The 16,411-nt window shown below is 58.5% G+C and carries 16 protein-coding genes; 7 read left to right on the top strand and 9 right to left on the bottom strand.

Annotation, left to right across the window (positions count from 1 at the left end):
* Positions 1 to 37: 37 nt before the first annotated feature.
* The 5 genes from F4U95_RS21365 to F4U95_RS21385 all read left to right on the top strand — a co-directional run bounded on the left by F4U95_RS21365 (position 38) and on the right by F4U95_RS21385 (position 3,727).
* The gene (locus F4U95_RS21365) at positions 38 to 514 is read left to right on the top strand and encodes a hypothetical protein (RefSeq protein WP_037542106.1); all 477 of its coding nucleotides are present in this window, start codon (positions 38 to 40) and stop codon (positions 512 to 514) included.
* 482 nt (positions 515 to 996) lie between these two features.
* Positions 997 to 1,710: a HupE/UreJ family protein gene (locus tag F4U95_RS21370; protein ID WP_050763009.1), complete on the top strand. Its 714-nt coding sequence runs from the start codon at positions 997 to 999 to the stop codon at positions 1,708 to 1,710.
* Positions 1,707 to 2,297, top strand: coding sequence for a hypothetical protein (locus F4U95_RS21375; protein ID WP_037542107.1), 591 nt, complete (start codon positions 1,707 to 1,709; stop codon positions 2,295 to 2,297). Before F4U95_RS21370 ends, F4U95_RS21375 begins: the two co-directional genes overlap by 4 nt.
* 30 nt (positions 2,298 to 2,327) lie before the next feature.
* Positions 2,328 to 2,651 (top strand): DUF6488 family protein, encoded by a 324-nt coding sequence (locus tag F4U95_RS21380; protein WP_228223159.1) that lies wholly within the window; start codon positions 2,328 to 2,330, stop codon positions 2,649 to 2,651.
* A 221-nt stretch (positions 2,652 to 2,872) separates the two neighbouring features.
* The gene (locus F4U95_RS21385; protein WP_009821114.1) at positions 2,873 to 3,727 is read left to right on the top strand and encodes a hypothetical protein; all 855 of its coding nucleotides are present in this window, start codon (positions 2,873 to 2,875) and stop codon (positions 3,725 to 3,727) included.
* Between the two features lie 325 nt (positions 3,728 to 4,052).
* Here the strand turns inward: F4U95_RS21385 and F4U95_RS24980 are convergent, their stop codons facing one another.
* The 4 genes from F4U95_RS24980 to F4U95_RS21405 all read right to left on the bottom strand — a co-directional run bounded on the left by F4U95_RS24980 (position 4,053) and on the right by F4U95_RS21405 (position 6,480).
* Entirely contained in the window at positions 4,053 to 4,244 is a 192-nt protein-coding gene (locus F4U95_RS24980; protein ID WP_009821115.1) for a DUF6771 family protein, read from the bottom strand.
* A gap of 149 nt (positions 4,245 to 4,393) precedes the next feature.
* On the bottom strand, positions 4,394 to 4,684 hold the full coding sequence (locus F4U95_RS21395; RefSeq protein WP_150426836.1) for a hypothetical protein: 291 nt from the start codon (positions 4,682 to 4,684) through the stop codon (positions 4,394 to 4,396).
* A gap of 107 nt (positions 4,685 to 4,791) precedes the next feature.
* The gene (locus F4U95_RS21400) at positions 4,792 to 5,757 is read right to left on the bottom strand and encodes a hypothetical protein (protein ID WP_009821118.1); all 966 of its coding nucleotides are present in this window, start codon (positions 5,755 to 5,757) and stop codon (positions 4,792 to 4,794) included.
* Between the two features lie 504 nt (positions 5,758 to 6,261).
* Positions 6,262 to 6,480 (bottom strand): hypothetical protein, encoded by a 219-nt coding sequence (locus F4U95_RS21405; RefSeq protein ID WP_004210831.1) that lies wholly within the window; start codon positions 6,478 to 6,480, stop codon positions 6,262 to 6,264.
* 252 nt (positions 6,481 to 6,732) lie between these two features.
* On the opposite strand from F4U95_RS21405, the gene F4U95_RS21410 reads away from it, so the two are divergent.
* On the top strand, positions 6,733 to 6,912 hold the full coding sequence (locus tag F4U95_RS21410; protein WP_009821120.1) for a hypothetical protein: 180 nt from the start codon (positions 6,733 to 6,735) through the stop codon (positions 6,910 to 6,912).
* Here the strand turns inward: F4U95_RS21410 and F4U95_RS21415 are convergent.
* The 4 genes from F4U95_RS21415 to F4U95_RS21430 form a co-directional block, all read right to left on the bottom strand.
* Positions 6,909 to 8,759, bottom strand: coding sequence for a TniQ family protein (locus tag F4U95_RS21415; protein ID WP_228220568.1), 1,851 nt, complete (start codon positions 8,757 to 8,759; stop codon positions 6,909 to 6,911). The two genes, F4U95_RS21410 and F4U95_RS21415, sit on opposite strands and share 4 nt — an antisense overlap.
* 5 nt (positions 8,760 to 8,764) lie before the next feature.
* Positions 8,765 to 9,715 (bottom strand): ATP-binding protein, encoded by a 951-nt coding sequence (locus tag F4U95_RS21420; RefSeq protein WP_125999561.1) that lies wholly within the window; start codon positions 9,713 to 9,715, stop codon positions 8,765 to 8,767.
* A gap of 21 nt (positions 9,716 to 9,736) precedes the next feature.
* On the bottom strand, positions 9,737 to 12,001 hold the full coding sequence (locus F4U95_RS21425; RefSeq protein WP_125999560.1) for a Mu transposase C-terminal domain-containing protein: 2,265 nt from the start codon (positions 11,999 to 12,001) through the stop codon (positions 9,737 to 9,739).
* A 174-nt stretch (positions 12,002 to 12,175) separates the two neighbouring features.
* A complete protein-coding gene (locus F4U95_RS21430; RefSeq protein ID WP_037479997.1) occupies positions 12,176 to 12,976 on the bottom strand; it encodes a hypothetical protein in 801 nt (266 codons plus the stop codon).
* Between the two features lie 313 nt (positions 12,977 to 13,289).
* Here F4U95_RS21430 and F4U95_RS21435 point away from each other — a divergent pair, with 313 nt between their 5' ends.
* On the top strand, positions 13,290 to 14,471 hold the full coding sequence (locus tag F4U95_RS21435) for a hypothetical protein (protein ID WP_150426837.1): 1,182 nt from the start codon (positions 13,290 to 13,292) through the stop codon (positions 14,469 to 14,471).
* A 91-nt stretch (positions 14,472 to 14,562) separates the two neighbouring features.
* On the opposite strand, the gene F4U95_RS21440 is transcribed toward F4U95_RS21435, so the two are convergent.
* Positions 14,563 to 16,311 (bottom strand): P-loop NTPase fold protein, encoded by a 1,749-nt coding sequence (locus F4U95_RS21440; RefSeq protein ID WP_150443133.1) that lies wholly within the window; start codon positions 16,309 to 16,311, stop codon positions 14,563 to 14,565.
* Between the last annotated feature and the right edge of the window lie 100 nt (positions 16,312 to 16,411).

The following is a 16,411-nucleotide window of genomic DNA, read 5'->3' on the forward strand; positions in this document are numbered from 1 at the left end:
TTGCTCAACGCCAGACCCTCGAGGATTGGAAAGTGCCATGTTCCTTGACGAACGTTCTCGATTTTCTGTCCGCTCAGGCCAGCTGGCTATCGTAATGATGGCGGCGCTGGCGGCCGGGGCTTGCTCATCTGGCGATGGCAATGGCCAACTCAGCGCCGACGACCAGGCGCTGCTCAGCGATCGCGAAGCTCATCATGAATTTCAGTGCAATGATGGCTCCCTTCTCCACGCGGCGTACCGCGATGAGGGACTGGTGATGATCCTGAGTGGACCCGCGCAACCGCAGCCGATCCGCCTGACTGCTCCGGCTCAAGGGCTGACCTATGTCGGGGAAGGCATCACAGCTACGATCACCAATCGCGTCCTGCGCATCAGCGAAACAGACCGGCCGGAGCGCACCTGCACCTCGGGCAAGCCGTTGGGCCTTAGCCCTGTAGAACTAGCCGACGACTTGGTTCGTGACGAGAATAGGTCATCTGACGCTCGCAATTTTGTTGAGAATCATTCGCGATAATCTATCGTGTGTGCGGTTTGCCGCCCGTTGAATGGCCGTTTGGATGAATGAGAGAAGGAAGGAGTGACGAATGCGAACTTATCCATTCCTCTCTGTCCTGCTTGTAATCGCTATGATGATCTCACACGGCTCGCTGCTGACCGTGTCACAGCATTTCCACAAAAGCGACCGACCATCCGTTGAGGCTACTACAGAGCATCAACATTTTTCAGAAAACCATGAGGAGCCGGGCAGCGCTACAGGAGGCGGTCACGTTCATCTAGTCGGTGATCGCGTGCCAGATGACCATGGGCTGAAACCTGTCCCGACTGGGAAGGCTATCCATAGCGGCGCGCATCGCCAGCCTTTCATGGCGCCGTTCATCATGGCTCCGTTACTCGAGCCGCCATCGATATCCTGAAGCATGGCAGTGCGAGGCGTTGGTCTCGCACTTGGTGCTGATCTGCCGGCGTCGAGGCGCTGGCGACCATACGGATATCTATATGAAACTCAGACTGGCTCGACCGTGGGCATGTTATGCTGCGGTCTTTACAGCCTTGGCGTTTTTCGTCGTCGATGTGGCCTTGGCTCACGGCGTCGCGGAAGGCGACAAAGGCTATATCGAAGAAACGACCGGCCCTCAGATAGGGGCGTTTCTCTATCTAGGCGCCAAGCACATGGTCACCGGATACGACCATTTGCTGTTCCTGTTCGGCGTCATCTTCTTCCTCTACCGGATGCGCGAAGTGGCATCCTATGTCACGCTGTTCGCTATCGGTCACAGCACGACCCTGATCGCAGGGGTGCTGCTGGGAACGAATGTTAGCGCCTATCTTGTCGATGCGATCATCGGCTTGTCGGTCGTTTACAAGGCGCTCGACAATCTCGGTGCGTTTCAGCGTTGGTTCGGGTTCCAGCCGAATACGAAGGCGGCCGTGCTGATCTTTGGCTTCTTTCATGGCTTCGGCCTGGCGACGAAGCTGCAGGACTTCGCGCTATCGTCTGATGGCCTGATCACCAATCTCATCGCTTTCAACGTCGGCGTCGAGATGGGCCAGATCCTGGCTCTGTCGGCCATCCTCATCATCATGGGATATTGGCGGCGCACGCGCAGCTTCGCCAAACATGCCTTCACCGCGAACGTCGTGCTGATGACCGCCGGCTTCGTTCTCACCGGCTATCAACTCGCCGGCCTGTACCTTGGAGATCCCTCATGACCCGACCCCACTCGCCCATGCCGGGCGAACTGCCCACCCTTGGCCAACTGAATCGGGCTACACTCATCGCCTTTGGCGCTGCTGCGGTGATCCTGGTGACGACCGTGCTGCCTGCGGAATATGGCGTCGATCCGACAGGCGTCGGCGGCGCTCTCGGTCTCACTCCGATGGGCGAGATGAAGCAGGCTGAGCATGATGCCGCGCCAGTGGCGTCGTCCGCACAGGCTACGCCAATGGCGTCCAAGCCGGCCGTGGCTGCCCCGGGTGAACCGGTCCAGGTCGTCATTACGCTCAAGCCCAACGAAGGGCGCGAGATTAAGGCAGTAATGACCGCCGGCAGCGCGATGCGCTACGCTTGGAAAACCGATGGCGCGAAGATCCGCTACGAATTGCATGGCGAGGAATTCAACGCGGCTGAAGGCGAATACACCAGCTACGAGAAGGGCACGTCGGCCGGTGAAAGCGGATCTTTCACAGCCCCCTTCGACGGTACGCATGGCTGGTACTGGAAGAACAAGACCAGCGAGCCTGTCACCATCACTGCATCTGCGACCGGTGGCTTTTCCGCCTTCGCAGCCAAGCCCTGACCCAACTCATAATGAGAGAAGGAAAATCTGATGCGTAAATTCATTATCGCAGCTGCCGTTGTTCTCGCTCCCGTGTCCCCGGTGATGGCGCATGGCAATCATGATGAAGAAGAGCAGGATCGTCCTGTTCAGCAGGTGGCGAAGGACAATGTCATCAAGCTCATCACCAAGGGCACATTGCCGGCGAGCTGGTCAAAGGCGAAGTTCGTAGAAACGAAGTCGCGTACCGTTCAGGGCGCCCGTCAGGATGTGGTGATCTTCCGCAACGACGCTGAACCGGAAGCTCGCAAGCTGTTGTACGTTGCGTTGAAGCCGGACGGCACCTTCGTTTCGGCGAACCATAAGCTGAAGTGAGAAGTGATGGGCGCGGTCGATTGGCCGCGCCCATATTTCTGTCGTCATGAAAATCCGACGGCAACGGTATCCAGCAGGAAGTCGGATCTTCTGATCAAGCCCGGAATTGAACCGTTGGAGCCCTGCGACCATCGGCGGCACCTTTTAGAGATCGATTTCAGCGGACGGCATGTCCATATCTCTCTTATTGCGCACGCTCATCGCTAGGGAAATTATGCCGAATGAGACAGACTAAGTCGTTTCAACGCGAATGGATTGTTTCAATCCTGGTTATGACATTCGCGCTAACGCTTGCCATCGGGATTGGTTTTCTGGCGGGTCATTATATCCCGTCGGCTTCTGACGATATGTCGGAGATCTGTCGAAATTTGCCAAAGAAAGGACCGATGGCGGATTGTATCGCTCTGCGTTCAGCAGTTGCTACTGAGCAGGCGACATTGACAGCGCAATGGAGTCTGCTGATCGCGGTTGGCTCGCTTTGCGCTAGCAGCGCGGCGCTGTTGGGATTGATCAGCGCCTTCAAACAAGGGCAGCGCACGATCGGGATAGCCACCGATGCGAACCGCATAGCTATGGAATATGGGCGGGCGCAGGCCCGCGCATATGTCGTGGTTCAGTCGGTGGAGGCAAAGCTTAGTGAGCTGGGCGATCTGACTGCCAAGGTAACTTTCCAGAATTCTGGCGCATCGCCTGCGCGCCGGTTACGCTGGCTATACAACGCACATATTGTCGCTGTTTATGGCGATAACACTCAGCGCGGCATGATGCTTGGCGATGAACCAGACCTGGAAAGATCTCACTGGCGGCAGGACATACCTTCGGCGGATTCCTGGACATCATCTCCGCTTGGATTGCGTTCTCAGGATGGCGTTGCGGCCCTGCTCGAGAAGGCTACCTTTATCGCGATCACGATAAAGGTTGTGGCAGATTTTCAGGACGTGTTCGGCGAAACACACCGGGAAATCGCCTGTTTTGAAGGACGGGTAAATCCCAGTGAGCGAGACGCGTCATACACAGCGCTACATAGTGCGCATGACAACGCATTGGACGACAAAACAGAATCCCCTGCAGCTTGATCTGCTGCCAGGCACTTGCGAATTTCGCCACTAATCGCGCAGGCGCCGAACCAGCCGTTTCCAGCTTGCTTCACTGTTCATCCAGTTAGGCCGGTCCGGTTGTCGAGGCGTTGGAGCAAATCGTTCAGGCTGTCCCCGACAGAGCGTGCAGCGCAGGTGCGATCCGACGGTTTCCATAGCGGTGTTCCAGCAATGCGCGAGGAACCAGCGGTTGAGTTTGTCAGCATCGATTACTCCTGAGTGGCCGCATCTGCAGATGATGAAAAGATTGACGTTTCGGTGGGCATAATCGCCGAGGTTCCGCAGGGGGACGTTCGCCCCCACGTCAGAGGGGAAGGGTCATCTGCCTGCGATCAAAGTGAGGCGGCTGACGTTCCATGGCCACGATAATTGTTTGGGCCAGTTCTACAGCGGCTTGCTCCCGCAACCGTTCGTTCGGCGCCGTCAGTGCCACTCGTGCCCACCCAGGGGCGTTCAGAAGGCTCTGCGCGAGCCAGAGAGAATCGGGCTGTGTCATGTCCGGCAATATGCGAACAAAAAGAGAACATAGCAAGAGCCTGTTCTTCGGCTAACGAAGTTGATGGATGGGCTTGGACTAGCCGAAAGGGGGGGCGGTCCCTCATCCCGGTGCGGCGACAGGTTACGCTGAGGACGTGCCTATTCCTGTCAGTCGTCGGAAAGGAGAGACGCGAAGCCGTGGATCGTGAATGGCATGGCGGCGTCAGGCACCTTCGCCTCACCTGGAACCTCATGCATGAGTAGCAGCATGCCCTCATGTGGAAGATAGGCGCAGCCAAATCCCTTCTCCCGTCGCTGTTGCGCGGCTTCGAGAACGGCTGCGCGGTAGGCGTCATGAGCCTTATTTCCGACATGCAGCTTGGTTAGATCGATGAAGTCCAGTGCATCGCCATTCGGGCCCTCTTCGCTGACGCCGAAGATCATGGTTTCATCGGGCATTTCGAATCCTCATTTCATTACGCGAACATTAGCGAAGTGTGTTTCCAAGCATGACGACGTCGGCGCGCGGGGCCTCAATGATCATCTGGTCGCGCGCCATTGCGCCTTTAATCGCGGCCTCGACCGCGAGGCATAGCAAAGCTGTGCTGTTCGCTTGCATCTGGATCTGTGCGGCCTTTCGGCTTGATGGCTAATTCGAACTTGATGTCGCTCGCCTGCGAAGCGATCCCGCGAGTAACTGCCTCAGATAGGTAGGTTCCCTCCGCATCGCCCCCGGTGATTTCAGATTCCCGATCGAGGCCATTGGGCACCGGCTCTGGCGCTTGAGAAGCAAGGCGTTCCAACCGCGCATCTAATGCTGCGGCGCCAGGGCCACCGGCTCGCGCTAAAGTAGCCCCTAAATCGATCCCGGCTCGATGGAATTCTGACACTCGCTCATAACGGCCGACGGCTGCCATCGTGATGTCCTTTTGACCCAGGCCGTCCTTTTCCAGTGTTCGGATGCCCATGCTGGATACGAGCTCCTGAGCGGGCTTGGCGATCGCCATGCCTCGGCTGACGCTTAGGACTCCGCCTCGGCCGATCAGTTCGAGGCCACGCGCCTCTTCCTGAGTGGCGACGTCGTAGAGGATCATCCGGGCTTTTTCATTTGGCGAGAGGGCCCCATTCGCCGCCTCGTAGATTTCCGCACGGACAAAGGCGCGTTCGGTCGCCGCAAACCGGTGCTCGTTGAGAGGCATCCCGGCATCGCCAAGGGTCAGGACCGCGCGTTCAAGGGCTGGATCAACAGCGATCGTATCGTCGCGGTAGCGAAGCTTGTCCTGAACGGTCCGAATTTCAGCGGCGGCGCGGACCAACTCAGCAAGCGTCAAAGTCCGGAAAGGGCGATACTCTTCCGCCTGAGGGCCGGTGGCCATCTCCAGCCGCGCCAAATCGAACGCTTCAACGCCGGAAGCCGCGGCTGTCTTCGCCGCAGCGCCTATGGCAGCCGTCGTGGCATTCTGTTGTTCCTTCGGCATCGCGTGCCGTTCAGGCGCATCAGACAGCCATTCCTCAATTACTCTGAAGTCCATTGTAATGCTTCCCTGCAAGACCGGGAGTAATTGTCTCAGACCGATTGGGCAAATTCCAGACCCCCTTCAGCACAGGTTGCATTGGATATGGAACAGGCTGCTTCGAATCCTCCGGAAAGCGGCTTATGCGCCGCAGTTATCGGCGGCGTTGGATTGAACCGATGGGATGACCAGGCTAGTCCAATGGGGGACTATTCTTGATGGACTTCAGCGCTTCCGAGGCAAGATAGAGTTCGTCTTGGGCTGCCTCCCATTCACAGCGGGCTTCATCCCAGCGCCGCTTAGCGATGAGCAGGCGATCTTGCGCTTCCTGTTGTTTATTCCGTGTACGGGTGCGTTCCCTCGTTCGGCTCAGCGGCAACCGATAGACGTCGTTGTCGGTCAGCTTTCGACCGCACGACTTTGGGCTATGTTGATTGCGTATGTGGGCCCATGATCCTTGCAGCTTGTGGACGGAATTGCCGCAGCGCTTGCAAAACCATTCGCGCTCAATGCGATCGGCCCTCACAGCAGCACTCCGATCATCAGGCCGACGAGCATCCATGCGAGGCCGGTCATGACTTGCACGGGATCGCGCCAGTATGCGCGTTCAATTATGGCGGAGCTGCCGCTGGCCACATCCCTGAGATCGTCGCGACACCCGGGATAGGGATATTCCTCATCCAGATGGTTTGCCAGACGTTCGAACGCGGCTTTCTTGTCGGGGGGAATATTCCCGGGCATGCTTTCCTCAATCGCTATCGACTATACGATAGTAATCGTCGGATTTCCCGGCGAGACCCTCGTTGAGCTTTTGCACTGGTTTGCAACAGGACCGCGGGTTCGGATTTGCGGCGGTCAGGCATCGCACCTGGGCGGTGGACGCAGCTGTCACATGCACCCTGCATGGGATATTATCGGCACCGACGCAGGAACGTCGCAGGCGGGCTGAACATTTCTAAAATGGACCGGGATCCACGGAAGGGATGGAGCGGCATGATTATCACCCTCTCTGACCTTTTAGCGGGAATCCGAGAGCGCAAGGCTGCCTTGGGTATCATCGATACCCCAGAGCGTACCGATGCCATGCGCAATAGCGGATCGCGCCGAACAGCGCGCAAGCGTGCTATGTTGGCCCGGATCGAGGAGCGCTCACGCGACGCGGGCGTCGTCTAGGCTGACCAAGCGCCTTGTTTCATGATCTTGGCGAAGCTCATGCGGCAGTAGCCCGCATCATGTATCGTCGGCAAACCGACCTTCCGCGCCCATTTTTGTGCTGACTGGGGAGGCAATCCCATCCTGTAGCCGATCTCGACCGATCCTATGATCTCTGCTGCAGCCTGAAGAACATCCGCTGCGAGATATGCTTTACCGTGGCGACGTATGCGGCCGGTGGCGACGAATTTGAGAAACTGATTGGTGGCCAGGTTGAGTATCTCGCTGGCATCGGCGCCTGATAGCTCATCCTCGACATGGGCACCGGACAACGGGTTTTCCAACATCCGCAAAGTGTCGATGAGTTCGGCCGGGATTAGTATCTGGTGGGACAGGTCCGTCGCCTTGGGGGGCAAACCGAATCGACCATCCGGCCCCAGGAGCCAGGTGAAGATGTCGGCCCATGGCTTGGCGCGACCGCCAATAGCCCTAGCTGCGATTTGTAGCGGAACGCCGTCAACGACAGCGGGATCGGCTTTGGCTTGGATCTTTGCCTCGAATGCCGCCCAGGCCTGCGTGGTGGTATTGCGGACGCCATATCGCGCCTCCCAATAAGGGTGGGTCAGGGGAGCGACCAATCCAGATTGCATCAGCTGCGCTATGGCATAGCGGGGCAACTGAGTTGACTGCGACACAGCGGTCAAAGGCAGACGGTCAGGCTTGGTGCGCGCCAGTTCCTCGATTTCTTCGGGATCATGGAATGGTCTAACTACGCCATGAACTCGCACGTCGGTTAGCTTGAAGACGCCGGCGGCTCGCAGCTTTGCGATGATGGTATCCGTCTCGCGCAGCACGCGCACGGCTGATTTGGCGGAGATCAGTCCAATTATGTCATTCCCCTCGTCGGCCGACGGGAGGTCGGACAGATCAGGGCTTTGACTGAGATCGGGTTGCTCTTGCTGCAGGCCATGTAGAAACATCGCGAACAGGGCTTTGACTCGGGGCGAGGAGCGGCCGATCCGGGCTTGCTTGACGGCGTGCCCCAGCTTGTTCGACCAGTTGTCCCCTTCGCCTGGAGTTGGAAGTAGCTGGGCTGGAACGATGGGCCATTGGCGCAGCAGCGTTACAGCGTCATGAAGCGCGCTGACGACCGCCATTGTAAGGTCAGGATTGGTCAGCCATTTTCCGCGCAGTTGGTCGTTTAGCCAGGGGGAGAGCTTCAAGGCCAAGTCGGCAATGTCGTGCGGCTCCAAACTCGCAATCGGGTCTGGAAGCTGTGATCGTGAAGCGGCCCGTACATCGGGATCATGGCTGAAGAGGCCAGCATAGATGCCCAAATTGCCGCGCATCTCGTGAGGGATGAACTCGGCTTGTCCCTCTCGGAGATCCGCGCTGCAGACATCTTGGTCGCAGGTGGCAATGCCGTTGGCGTAGCGCCACCGCTGGGTAACGCCGCATTCGTGACACTCACTGCGCAAGACCTGAAAGGTTTCCGGGCAGAATGGGACGGAGGCCAACTGCCAAATCGCACGATGATGAGCCGATAGGGCAAGGCTGGCCGGTGCATATCGGCGGATGGTGGTTCTCAGTTCGCTCTGCCACGCGCGTCCACCAAACCAATGTATGATCGCGCTGCCTTCTTCTGGACCGTGGGCATGGTGCAGTAATTGGGGGTACGGCACCACCAGAATGTCAGCCAGCGCCGGTAGCTGTTCGGCGTTGGTTGTGGCCGCCGTCGGCTTGTTGTCGTAAACCCAGCCAGCCTCAGACAACAGCGTTCCTGTCCGTGGATACCCGTTCTCGGCAGTCACACGGGCGACAAGGCCCATGAGACTTTCGCCAGCGATTGGCGCGAGCGGGTATTTCACTTGGCTCAAGCTTCGATCTCCACGAACGGATTATAGTCGATGAAGCTATGGGCAATGGCCCAGCTGTTCACTGCCATGGCGAGATCGTTGCGGGTAATCGCATGCCGACCTCCACGCACGACATTTATCGCCGCCGTTTCCACGATGCGGCAGGTGCGGCCGATGATTCCGCTGCTTGCGAGGCAAAGGGGGCGAGCGATGTCCTCTTCGACCAGGCCGCTGGCGACCTTCATGATCTGCTTGTCGACCATGGCGGCATCGAGGTCTTCGACGAAGTCCAGGAATAGGTCTCGATCGTCATCCGCCCACCAATCAAGGGGAGGAAGCGTGAGGGGAGGGAAGAGCCGGCCGTTCAACTCGTGGCTGGACTGGAACAGCTTGTCCGCGTCGTGGGTGCCGAAAAAGGCGATAGGAACAAGGCCAGAATCAAGGAACGTCTTCAGGCTATCCGTGACATGGTTTGCGGCCGATGACCGGCGCGACAGATGTTGGATTTCATCGATGACGAGCAACTGCACGTTATCCCGTTTGATGGCTTGCACGGCGCGCTTGTGCAGGTTGGGTTCGGTGCCGCGGTCATAAAAGGGGTCGTCCAGGGCCTGCAGGATGGAAGAGAATAGCGACCTGGCGGTGCCAGTGCTCATGAGCTTAACGATCAGGACGGGCCGGCTGCCTTCTGGAAGTTCGCCCAGGCGTTCGATGCCGTCCCGGAAATGTTCGGCTGCTGTCGTTTTGCCGGAACCGCTTTCAGCCAGGAGGGTGATGCCATATTGCCGCTCGCCACGGGTGGCGATGCCAGAGCGCCGGACCTCATCCAGCCCCGCAATGATGGCCTCTTGGCGAGGATGAACAATCTTGATCTGGCGGAACGCGCTGCGGGCATCTGCCACGCGCTGAGACCGGGCAGCGGCTTCATTCGGCCGTACAATGGGCGGGTTTGATGTGGTGGTAGTCATGTGTTGCCTTTCGGGTAGGGGTTAGAAGTAGCTGCTGTCGTTCGAGCGCTTTTTGCGTTCACGGCGTGGTTCGGGGTCGGTGGTCGACGCGTCCGGGGTGGGTGGCGGCGCAGGAGCACGCCGGTCGCGCTCTGGCATGTCCTCTGGCGTCGCCTCTCGGGCATTGGCAGCTTTCGCCTTCTGCCGGTTGCTCCGCCGTTTAGATGCGGTAGGGGCAGCTTTCTGTGGAGCGGGGCGACGAGACAGGGTGTCGGCATCGTGCATCTCGTGCTCGATCACGTCTGCATAGATGATCGGGATATCGACCGGTTCGGGGCGCTCGCGCTGCAGGCTGGCGAGTTCACCGGTGATGCTGCGGATGCGCTTGTTTTCGTACAGCTTGGCCAGAAGCTTGCGTTCACGCTCCTTGGCTTCGGGCGTCAGCTGGTCGATGGCGTCGAGAAGCTCGGCGCGGCAGGCGTCACGCCATTCCCGTGAGTTGAAGTCGGCGGCTTCCGCCTTGGCCTTCTCACGGATCTGCTCGTGCATCCACAGGCTGATCGGCTCGTCGGTATAGCCGGCCGTCTGGCAGTACAGCTCGACGTCCTGATTGGTTTTGCGGTTGATCACCCAAATCTTGCGCAGATCGTACGGGTCATAGCGGAACGACACCGTTGCAGTGGCATTCTTCAGGCGCTGACGCTTGCCTTCCAAAGGGACAAGATCGGCGAGCAGGTCAGGCACGGCTTTATAATCGCCGAAGCGCAGGCCATTCCACTCGATGCCAGCGTGGGTCAGCCGGTGCGAATTGATCTTGGGGAGGAGGGCCTTCTCGAAGATGCGAGGGTCACGCGGTAGAACGATCCCGTACTGGGCGGTGCCCTGTTTCCAACAGAGCAGAGGCTGTTTCTCGTTCAGGCCGCCATGCGGGGTCGTGTGATAGACCGCGATGGCGAACATGATGAGTGCCTCGAGTTCGTCGAGCGTCAGCACGGCATCCACGGCGGGGTCGTAATCATACTCGCGGGAGAGGGCGATCGGCAGATGGGCGCCGGCCACCTTCGATGACACGTAATTGTGGATGGTGAGGAAGATGCGCTCAACAAGGGCTCGTTCGCGCGGCTTTTTCCGACCACTGATGCGGATCGTTGCACCGGTCGCCTTGCTCATGCTCTCCATATCGTGGCTGCGGAATTCCATACCGCCATCCACGTGATATGTGCTGCATAGGCCGCAGACGTCCTGGGCTTCAGGGTGCTTGTTCTTGATGATCGGCGGCACGATCTTGGGCAGAACAGACCGGCGAAGCAACTCCGACACGGTGGCGTATGATGGAGCATTGAAGGACAGCATGTGCGAGAGCACGACCCTGCTGAACCCATCAACAAGTGCGGAGAAAGTGGGGCGGCCCAGGATGATGGCGCGTTCCACGTCGATGACGAGGAGAGCGGGTATGGGTGTGTGATCCATAAGCCCGAATTCCAGAGGACGCTCCGCCTCATGGCCTTTCCCTGCGCCACGCCACCGAGAGTAGGCCGCCTGTTTGCCGTGGCGGGCCGCAACCGTCTGTTCGCACTCCAGCTTTTTGATATCGCGATATGTGGTGCTCATGCTCACCGGGAGGAGCGGCTCCGTAGGCATCTCGTATTCGAGCGAAGTGCCATCGTTAACGCGGCTAATCTCGGCGTTGGTCAGCACATTGATATCGGTGACGCTCTTCTTCGACACATAGTAGGTCAAAGCCAGGCGCTGGCGGATTTCCATGCGGATGCCATCTTCATCATAGCAATGGTGCCCCTGGGCGCTTGTGGCCTCACGAGCATCGCGATCGCCAACTTTACCGCGCTCCCGCATCCAGCGTTTCACGGTGTGCGGATTGGGTGCCTCGCCATATTTGGCGTGCAGCTCGGGTGTCCAGTGCTCGGCAAATCCCGCAGAGATTGCCTTCACGCCGGTCATTACGCCGTTCCGGTCGAGCAGCCGTAACGTTGCCAGCCGAAGTGCGCTTTCGGGATCGAGTTCCTCACATTCGGCGGGCGTGAGATGTGATTCAGCGATCTTGTTCTTGGCCGGGGACTGCCCACGCTCTGCCATCTGGAAGAATTGACCGTTCTGAAGCAGCGTCCGGAAGCGATCCTGGTCCATTGGACGGACGACGCCGGCGTCATCGAGATATTCGACGGGCTTGCCTGTGGCAGCATGTTCGAAGTTCAGGCGTGTGCCATATCCATGTGATGTAAAAACACAGGGTTGACCTTCGATACTGTATAGCTGATTGCGTTTGAGCTTATAGGGGAAGTAATTCACGTATCTCTCCCGAGATTTGGGTATTCTGAGGGCGCGCAACATCCATCAGCAGTAGATATTTCTACGCTGCGAATGGCATTGCTTCTGTTGTGATGGGTGCCTGCGGGTTCGTCAGGCAGTTATGATTTCACTCTAGGTCATGGTTGAATCCTTCCTAGGGTATTTGATCTATGATCAGATGAAGCTGACAGGCATCTCATCGATGAGAGGCTGCGTGAGATCGAGCGACACGATGCGCCTCACCAGCATGGCGAAAGTGATTGCCCGCCCTTGGACAAAATTTCCGGGCGCCATCAGCTCAGCGAATTCGCCCAACCGCATGTCATCGCCTTTGCTGCGGAGGCTTTCGACGAGCCGCTTCTGCGACGATGAGATGGCCGTGCGGCGCATTGAGCTGGCGAGGCGTACGTTGAAGCGGTGGCGGCTATTCTCGAAAATTTCGGAACCGAAGGTGATACGGAACTCATGGCCCACCCGGCGGCAAATCTCGGCGACGCCGGCGAGTTTCAGCCGATATTCTGGATCTCGGAGGTCCGCATCGTCGCCTTTGACTTCGACGACCGCCAGGCGACCATCGGCGTCCAATATGTCGACGTCACTGGTGTACCGCTCCTTCCTCCGCAGGATGAATTCGAAGCGGCGAGCCTCTGATTGGTAGTGGACGACATTGGGGTCCGTCTCGCACCGCTCGATCAGTGCAAGCTGATGCAGGCTCTCATAATGCTGTGTGCGGCCGACCTTCACGGAAGGGTACCAGCCGCTCGCATGGTGCGTTCCGCCAGAGACTGTTCGGAGCGATCCATTGTCGTTGGCGACCACGATGCGAGCCATGGTGTTGACCAGGCTGTTGTGCTTCCTGAGCAAGGTTTCGGCGCGCAACCGGCCAGCGGAGGGTTCGTATGACGGGTTGCGCAGCATGAGGTTGATAGCGGCGCGAACGTCGATCTCAGCCAGTTCTTCATATGCGTCAGTCATTCCAGAACGTCCAGCCGCGACGGTTGCTGTTGGGCCACTTGGAGCGAGAGCGACTCCACGTCTTAACGCGCTGCTGTCGTTCAAAATGTCGGATGATCTCGATCAGATACTCTGTATAAACGATTGAAACGAGGTTGTTTCGATCTGCACTTCGCGGTTTAGTCGTCATCGCACTGTCTCCATGTTGGTCACGATACTGTGCATTTAGGAACGCTAAAATGACCGTGATGGCAACAGGAATGTGGTTTCAACTGCACAGTATCGTGACCAACTCACTTGACGATGAGTGCCTTACTGTTCTAATAAGTCATGGATGAACAGTAAGAAAAACGGCACGCGCGACGTTGCTTCGGACCGGTCGGCCCTCGAAACTGACGAGGAGTTGGTCAAACGGCATGCCGCTTCAGGCTTTTCTGGCGAATCAGAGTACGCCCTGTTCCTGTCTCTGGATGATTCTAAGCGGGAGGCGGTGATTGCCAGACTGAGGACGATGGACCTCTATCTTCGCGACGATGACCCCATGCCCGTGGGCGACGCGTGCAGCGCGCTCGATATGGAGCAGCGCAATTTTTACCGACTGCTGAAGAAGCTGAAGGATCTGGGCCCAACACGAGGTCTGTCACCGAGCTTCCGGGTGAAGGCTGTCGCGGCACCAGCACAGAAAGGCTTCGCACCCGTTGCCGAGCGTGCGCTGCGCTGGAAACTGCAGCATGAGCCCGCGGCTTCGCCCGCGTCGATCATACGCTGGATATTTGAATCCTGCGCGGACGCGGGCGAGGCGCCTCCGTCCGCATCCTCGATCCAGCGACGCATAAAGGTACTCCGCCGGGAAGGTGTCGCAGAGCCGGCGGCTGGGGCTGCTGGTCTTCAGATCCTGGTGGACCAGACCGCAGTCGATGTGATGGTTCAGATCAGCGGCCGGGTGGAATTGGCTACGGCTACGTTCATTGTCGATACCAGCTCTAGGATGATCCTTGGATTGGGGGTGGGCGATCCGCTGATTCCGGAAGACGGGCTTATGCGCGCTACCCGCAATATGGATGACGACCTCATGCGCCATCTCGTGCAGCACACGCAGGTGCATTTCGATCGCGTGGAGTCGATCGACTTTATCGCGCCTCCAGGCGGGACGCGGCAGAGCAAGCAGTTGCAGAAGCGCTTTCGGGTCTTCAACCGCCGAGTGTCGTTTGACATTCATGCAGGTGGGAAATGGCGTCACGGTACGCAGCTGGTCCGTTACTTGGGCGATACGCTGGGGCCATATCAGTTCAAGCCGCGATTTACGGAGGAGGGGGCTCCTTTCAGCAACTCGATCAGCGAGGGGATTGAGCAAGAGGTTCTCGAGCGGGCGCTGCTCGTGGAGGCGATGCGCTGGAACGAAAGCCAGTGGCAGCGGGCGGAGCCGACGGTCGAGAAGTCTCAACGTATGCGTGAAGAGCGGGCGAGCGCGATCACTGCCCTGTTCCGTGATGTGGTGATGCGGCCAGAATTTTGATCAGCGACAGCGAGTTAGATTGGCCCATAGAGCCGTTGGCGATCTAGTATGTCATTTTATTTGGGCCAATGCGGGGTTTTTGTTCTCCTTCCTATGGCCCCACAGCTGATGTATCTGACGTCGGGCGGAGTGGCGTCAGTTTGCGCGCGATCGCGGCGCGCAACCGCTCGCGGCTCATGGGGCGTTGCGCCGGAAGGGCTGCAGTCAGAAGATCGTCAACTCTCGTCACCCATGCGCGCTCACTGGTGAGCATGTCGCCATGACGCAGTTCGTGTCGTCCGTGCAGGATATTGAGTGCTTGCGACTGAATCTTCGGCGGCCATCCAAGGACGCATTTGACGAAATATTCTGGAGGTAGGGCGGCGAGAATCGGCTGATCAAAATAGGGGGCCGAGCGAACGTTGTTGACGACCATGTCGAGCAGGACCTCGTCAGGCTCGCAAGGAAGCCGGCGTATCAGCTCGTGCGCTATTGTGAGGTATTTGGAACGGAGCACGCGGTTTGACGCCTCTGAATAGGCGTCGGCCAGTGTGCGGTATTCCGGTGTCGTCTCGTCAATCACGCGGGTCTGGAAAAATGAGTTGTCGCGGTCGAATGAGCTCCGATCGATCTCGGCGATCTCGCCCGCGTCTTCCAGTTTCGCTATGTAAGCTAGTCCCTCGTCGACAACCTGCTGTCGGTTGCGGTCGATCAGGCCGAGGGTGGAGAACCAGAGCCGGATACCGAAAAGGTGCATCAGCTGGCCCCGGGCCTTGACGGATCCGGAGGCGAATGCATGTTCCACCTGGGCGGCTACGATGTCGGCCTCGTCGTCGTCACCGTAGAAGGTATGGTGCGCGCGATGCCAGAGCGGCTGTTCTTCTGGCTGGAGAAAGTCGCTGCTCGCATCGAGGCTGGCGCGGATCGCGTCGCCATCTACATCGCCGCGGAAGAGCATGCCCGCGAGGACGCCGACCGATATAACGATGTCGTCGAAGTCTATCTGCTTGTAGCGGTCATCGATCTCATCAGCCGCAGTCGTCTTTGCGCTAGCCTCTTTGTGGAAGATCCGGGAGAAGGTGTTGCCGACGAGGCGCTCCAAGTCGGCTTCGACCATTTTTCCGGCACGCCTCTCCATTGAGGTGGCCAGCACGCCCCTGAGCGCCTTTGTCATGCTGGGCGACTTATCCCAGTGCCGTTTCTCGAAGTGCCGGGACAGCTTTTCGAAGTCCCACATGGCGTGTTTCAGCGTACGCAAATTGCCGCGACCGCCTTCGGCATGTACGGCGAGAACGACGTCAGCATGCTCTTCGAGAAAGTCGCGGGTTCGCTGGTCGCTAATCAGAGTCAGAAAGGAAGCGAACGCTGCTTGCGTCTCTGGCAGAACTTCCAGAGTCTGCCCGATCAGCTTCTCTTTGATTTCTAGGTAGGTCTCGTCGCCCTCCATCACCTTCGTCTCGTTCGCGACGATGATCGCCTTGAGCTTCTCGTGCTCAACATAGGCATTAACGAAGCCAAGCACTTCGCTCACGGGGATGCGGCAGCGCTCCAGGTCGTCGAATACCAGCAGGCGGCCGCGCGGATCGTCGAGGCCGGTGCGCAGGTCAAGTTCAGGTAACGAAGGGCTGATGGTGCCGTCGTCCTTGCCGTCGCTGTTCAGGTCAATCTTGAAGGCAGCCTTCAGCAACCCCTTGGAGACGGCGCCCGCCAGCTTCATGCCGGGATGTGAGAGGACGGGATGGAGTTGGCGGTAGAACTCGTCCTCGATCTGCGTGACTGACGTCATGCCATAGAGGCTGACGTAGAGAGGCTTTGAAGCGCCCCGGGTTTCCAGGAGGCTCCAACTTGTGAGAAGGAGCATCCGTTATGAGCAAGACAACCAACAAATTTTCACCTGAAGTCCGCGAGCGGGCGGTTCGTATGGTGGTGGAGCAGCGGGCCGAGTACGGCTCGGAATGGGA

The sequence above is a fragment of the Sphingobium limneticum genome (assembly GCF_008710165.1).
Taxonomy (GTDB): Bacteria; Pseudomonadota; Alphaproteobacteria; order Sphingomonadales; family Sphingomonadaceae; genus Sphingobium; species Sphingobium limneticum.

Excerpts from the sequence above, each read along its gene's own strand:
- F4U95_RS21440 (WP_150443133.1), bottom strand. The coding sequence starts at position 16,311 with ATGCTCCTTCTCACAAGTTGGAGCCTCCTGGAAACCCGGGGCGCTTCA.
- F4U95_RS21420 (WP_125999561.1), bottom strand. The coding sequence starts at position 9,715 with ATGACTACCACCACATCAAACCCGCCCATTGTACGGCCGAATGAAGCC.
- F4U95_RS21400 (WP_009821118.1), bottom strand. The coding sequence starts at position 5,757 with ATGGACTTCAGAGTAATTGAGGAATGGCTGTCTGATGCGCCTGAACGG.
- F4U95_RS21385 (WP_009821114.1), top strand. The coding sequence starts at position 2,873 with ATGAGACAGACTAAGTCGTTTCAACGCGAATGGATTGTTTCAATCCTG.
- F4U95_RS21380 (WP_228223159.1), top strand. The coding sequence starts at position 2,328 with ATGCGTAAATTCATTATCGCAGCTGCCGTTGTTCTCGCTCCCGTGTCC.
- F4U95_RS21365 (WP_037542106.1), top strand. The coding sequence starts at position 38 with ATGTTCCTTGACGAACGTTCTCGATTTTCTGTCCGCTCAGGCCAGCTG.
- F4U95_RS21370 (WP_050763009.1), top strand. The coding sequence starts at position 997 with ATGAAACTCAGACTGGCTCGACCGTGGGCATGTTATGCTGCGGTCTTT.
- F4U95_RS21430 (WP_037479997.1), bottom strand. The coding sequence starts at position 12,976 with ATGACTGACGCATATGAAGAACTGGCTGAGATCGACGTTCGCGCCGCT.
- F4U95_RS21435 (WP_150426837.1), top strand. The coding sequence starts at position 13,290 with ATGAACAGTAAGAAAAACGGCACGCGCGACGTTGCTTCGGACCGGTCG.
- F4U95_RS21375 (WP_037542107.1), top strand. The coding sequence starts at position 1,707 with ATGACCCGACCCCACTCGCCCATGCCGGGCGAACTGCCCACCCTTGGC.
- F4U95_RS21405 (WP_004210831.1), bottom strand. The coding sequence starts at position 6,480 with ATGCCCGGGAATATTCCCCCCGACAAGAAAGCCGCGTTCGAACGTCTG.
- F4U95_RS21395 (WP_150426836.1), bottom strand. The coding sequence starts at position 4,684 with ATGCCCGATGAAACCATGATCTTCGGCGTCAGCGAAGAGGGCCCGAAT.
- F4U95_RS24980 (WP_009821115.1), bottom strand. The coding sequence starts at position 4,244 with ATGACACAGCCCGATTCTCTCTGGCTCGCGCAGAGCCTTCTGAACGCC.
- F4U95_RS21410 (WP_009821120.1), top strand. The coding sequence starts at position 6,733 with ATGATTATCACCCTCTCTGACCTTTTAGCGGGAATCCGAGAGCGCAAG.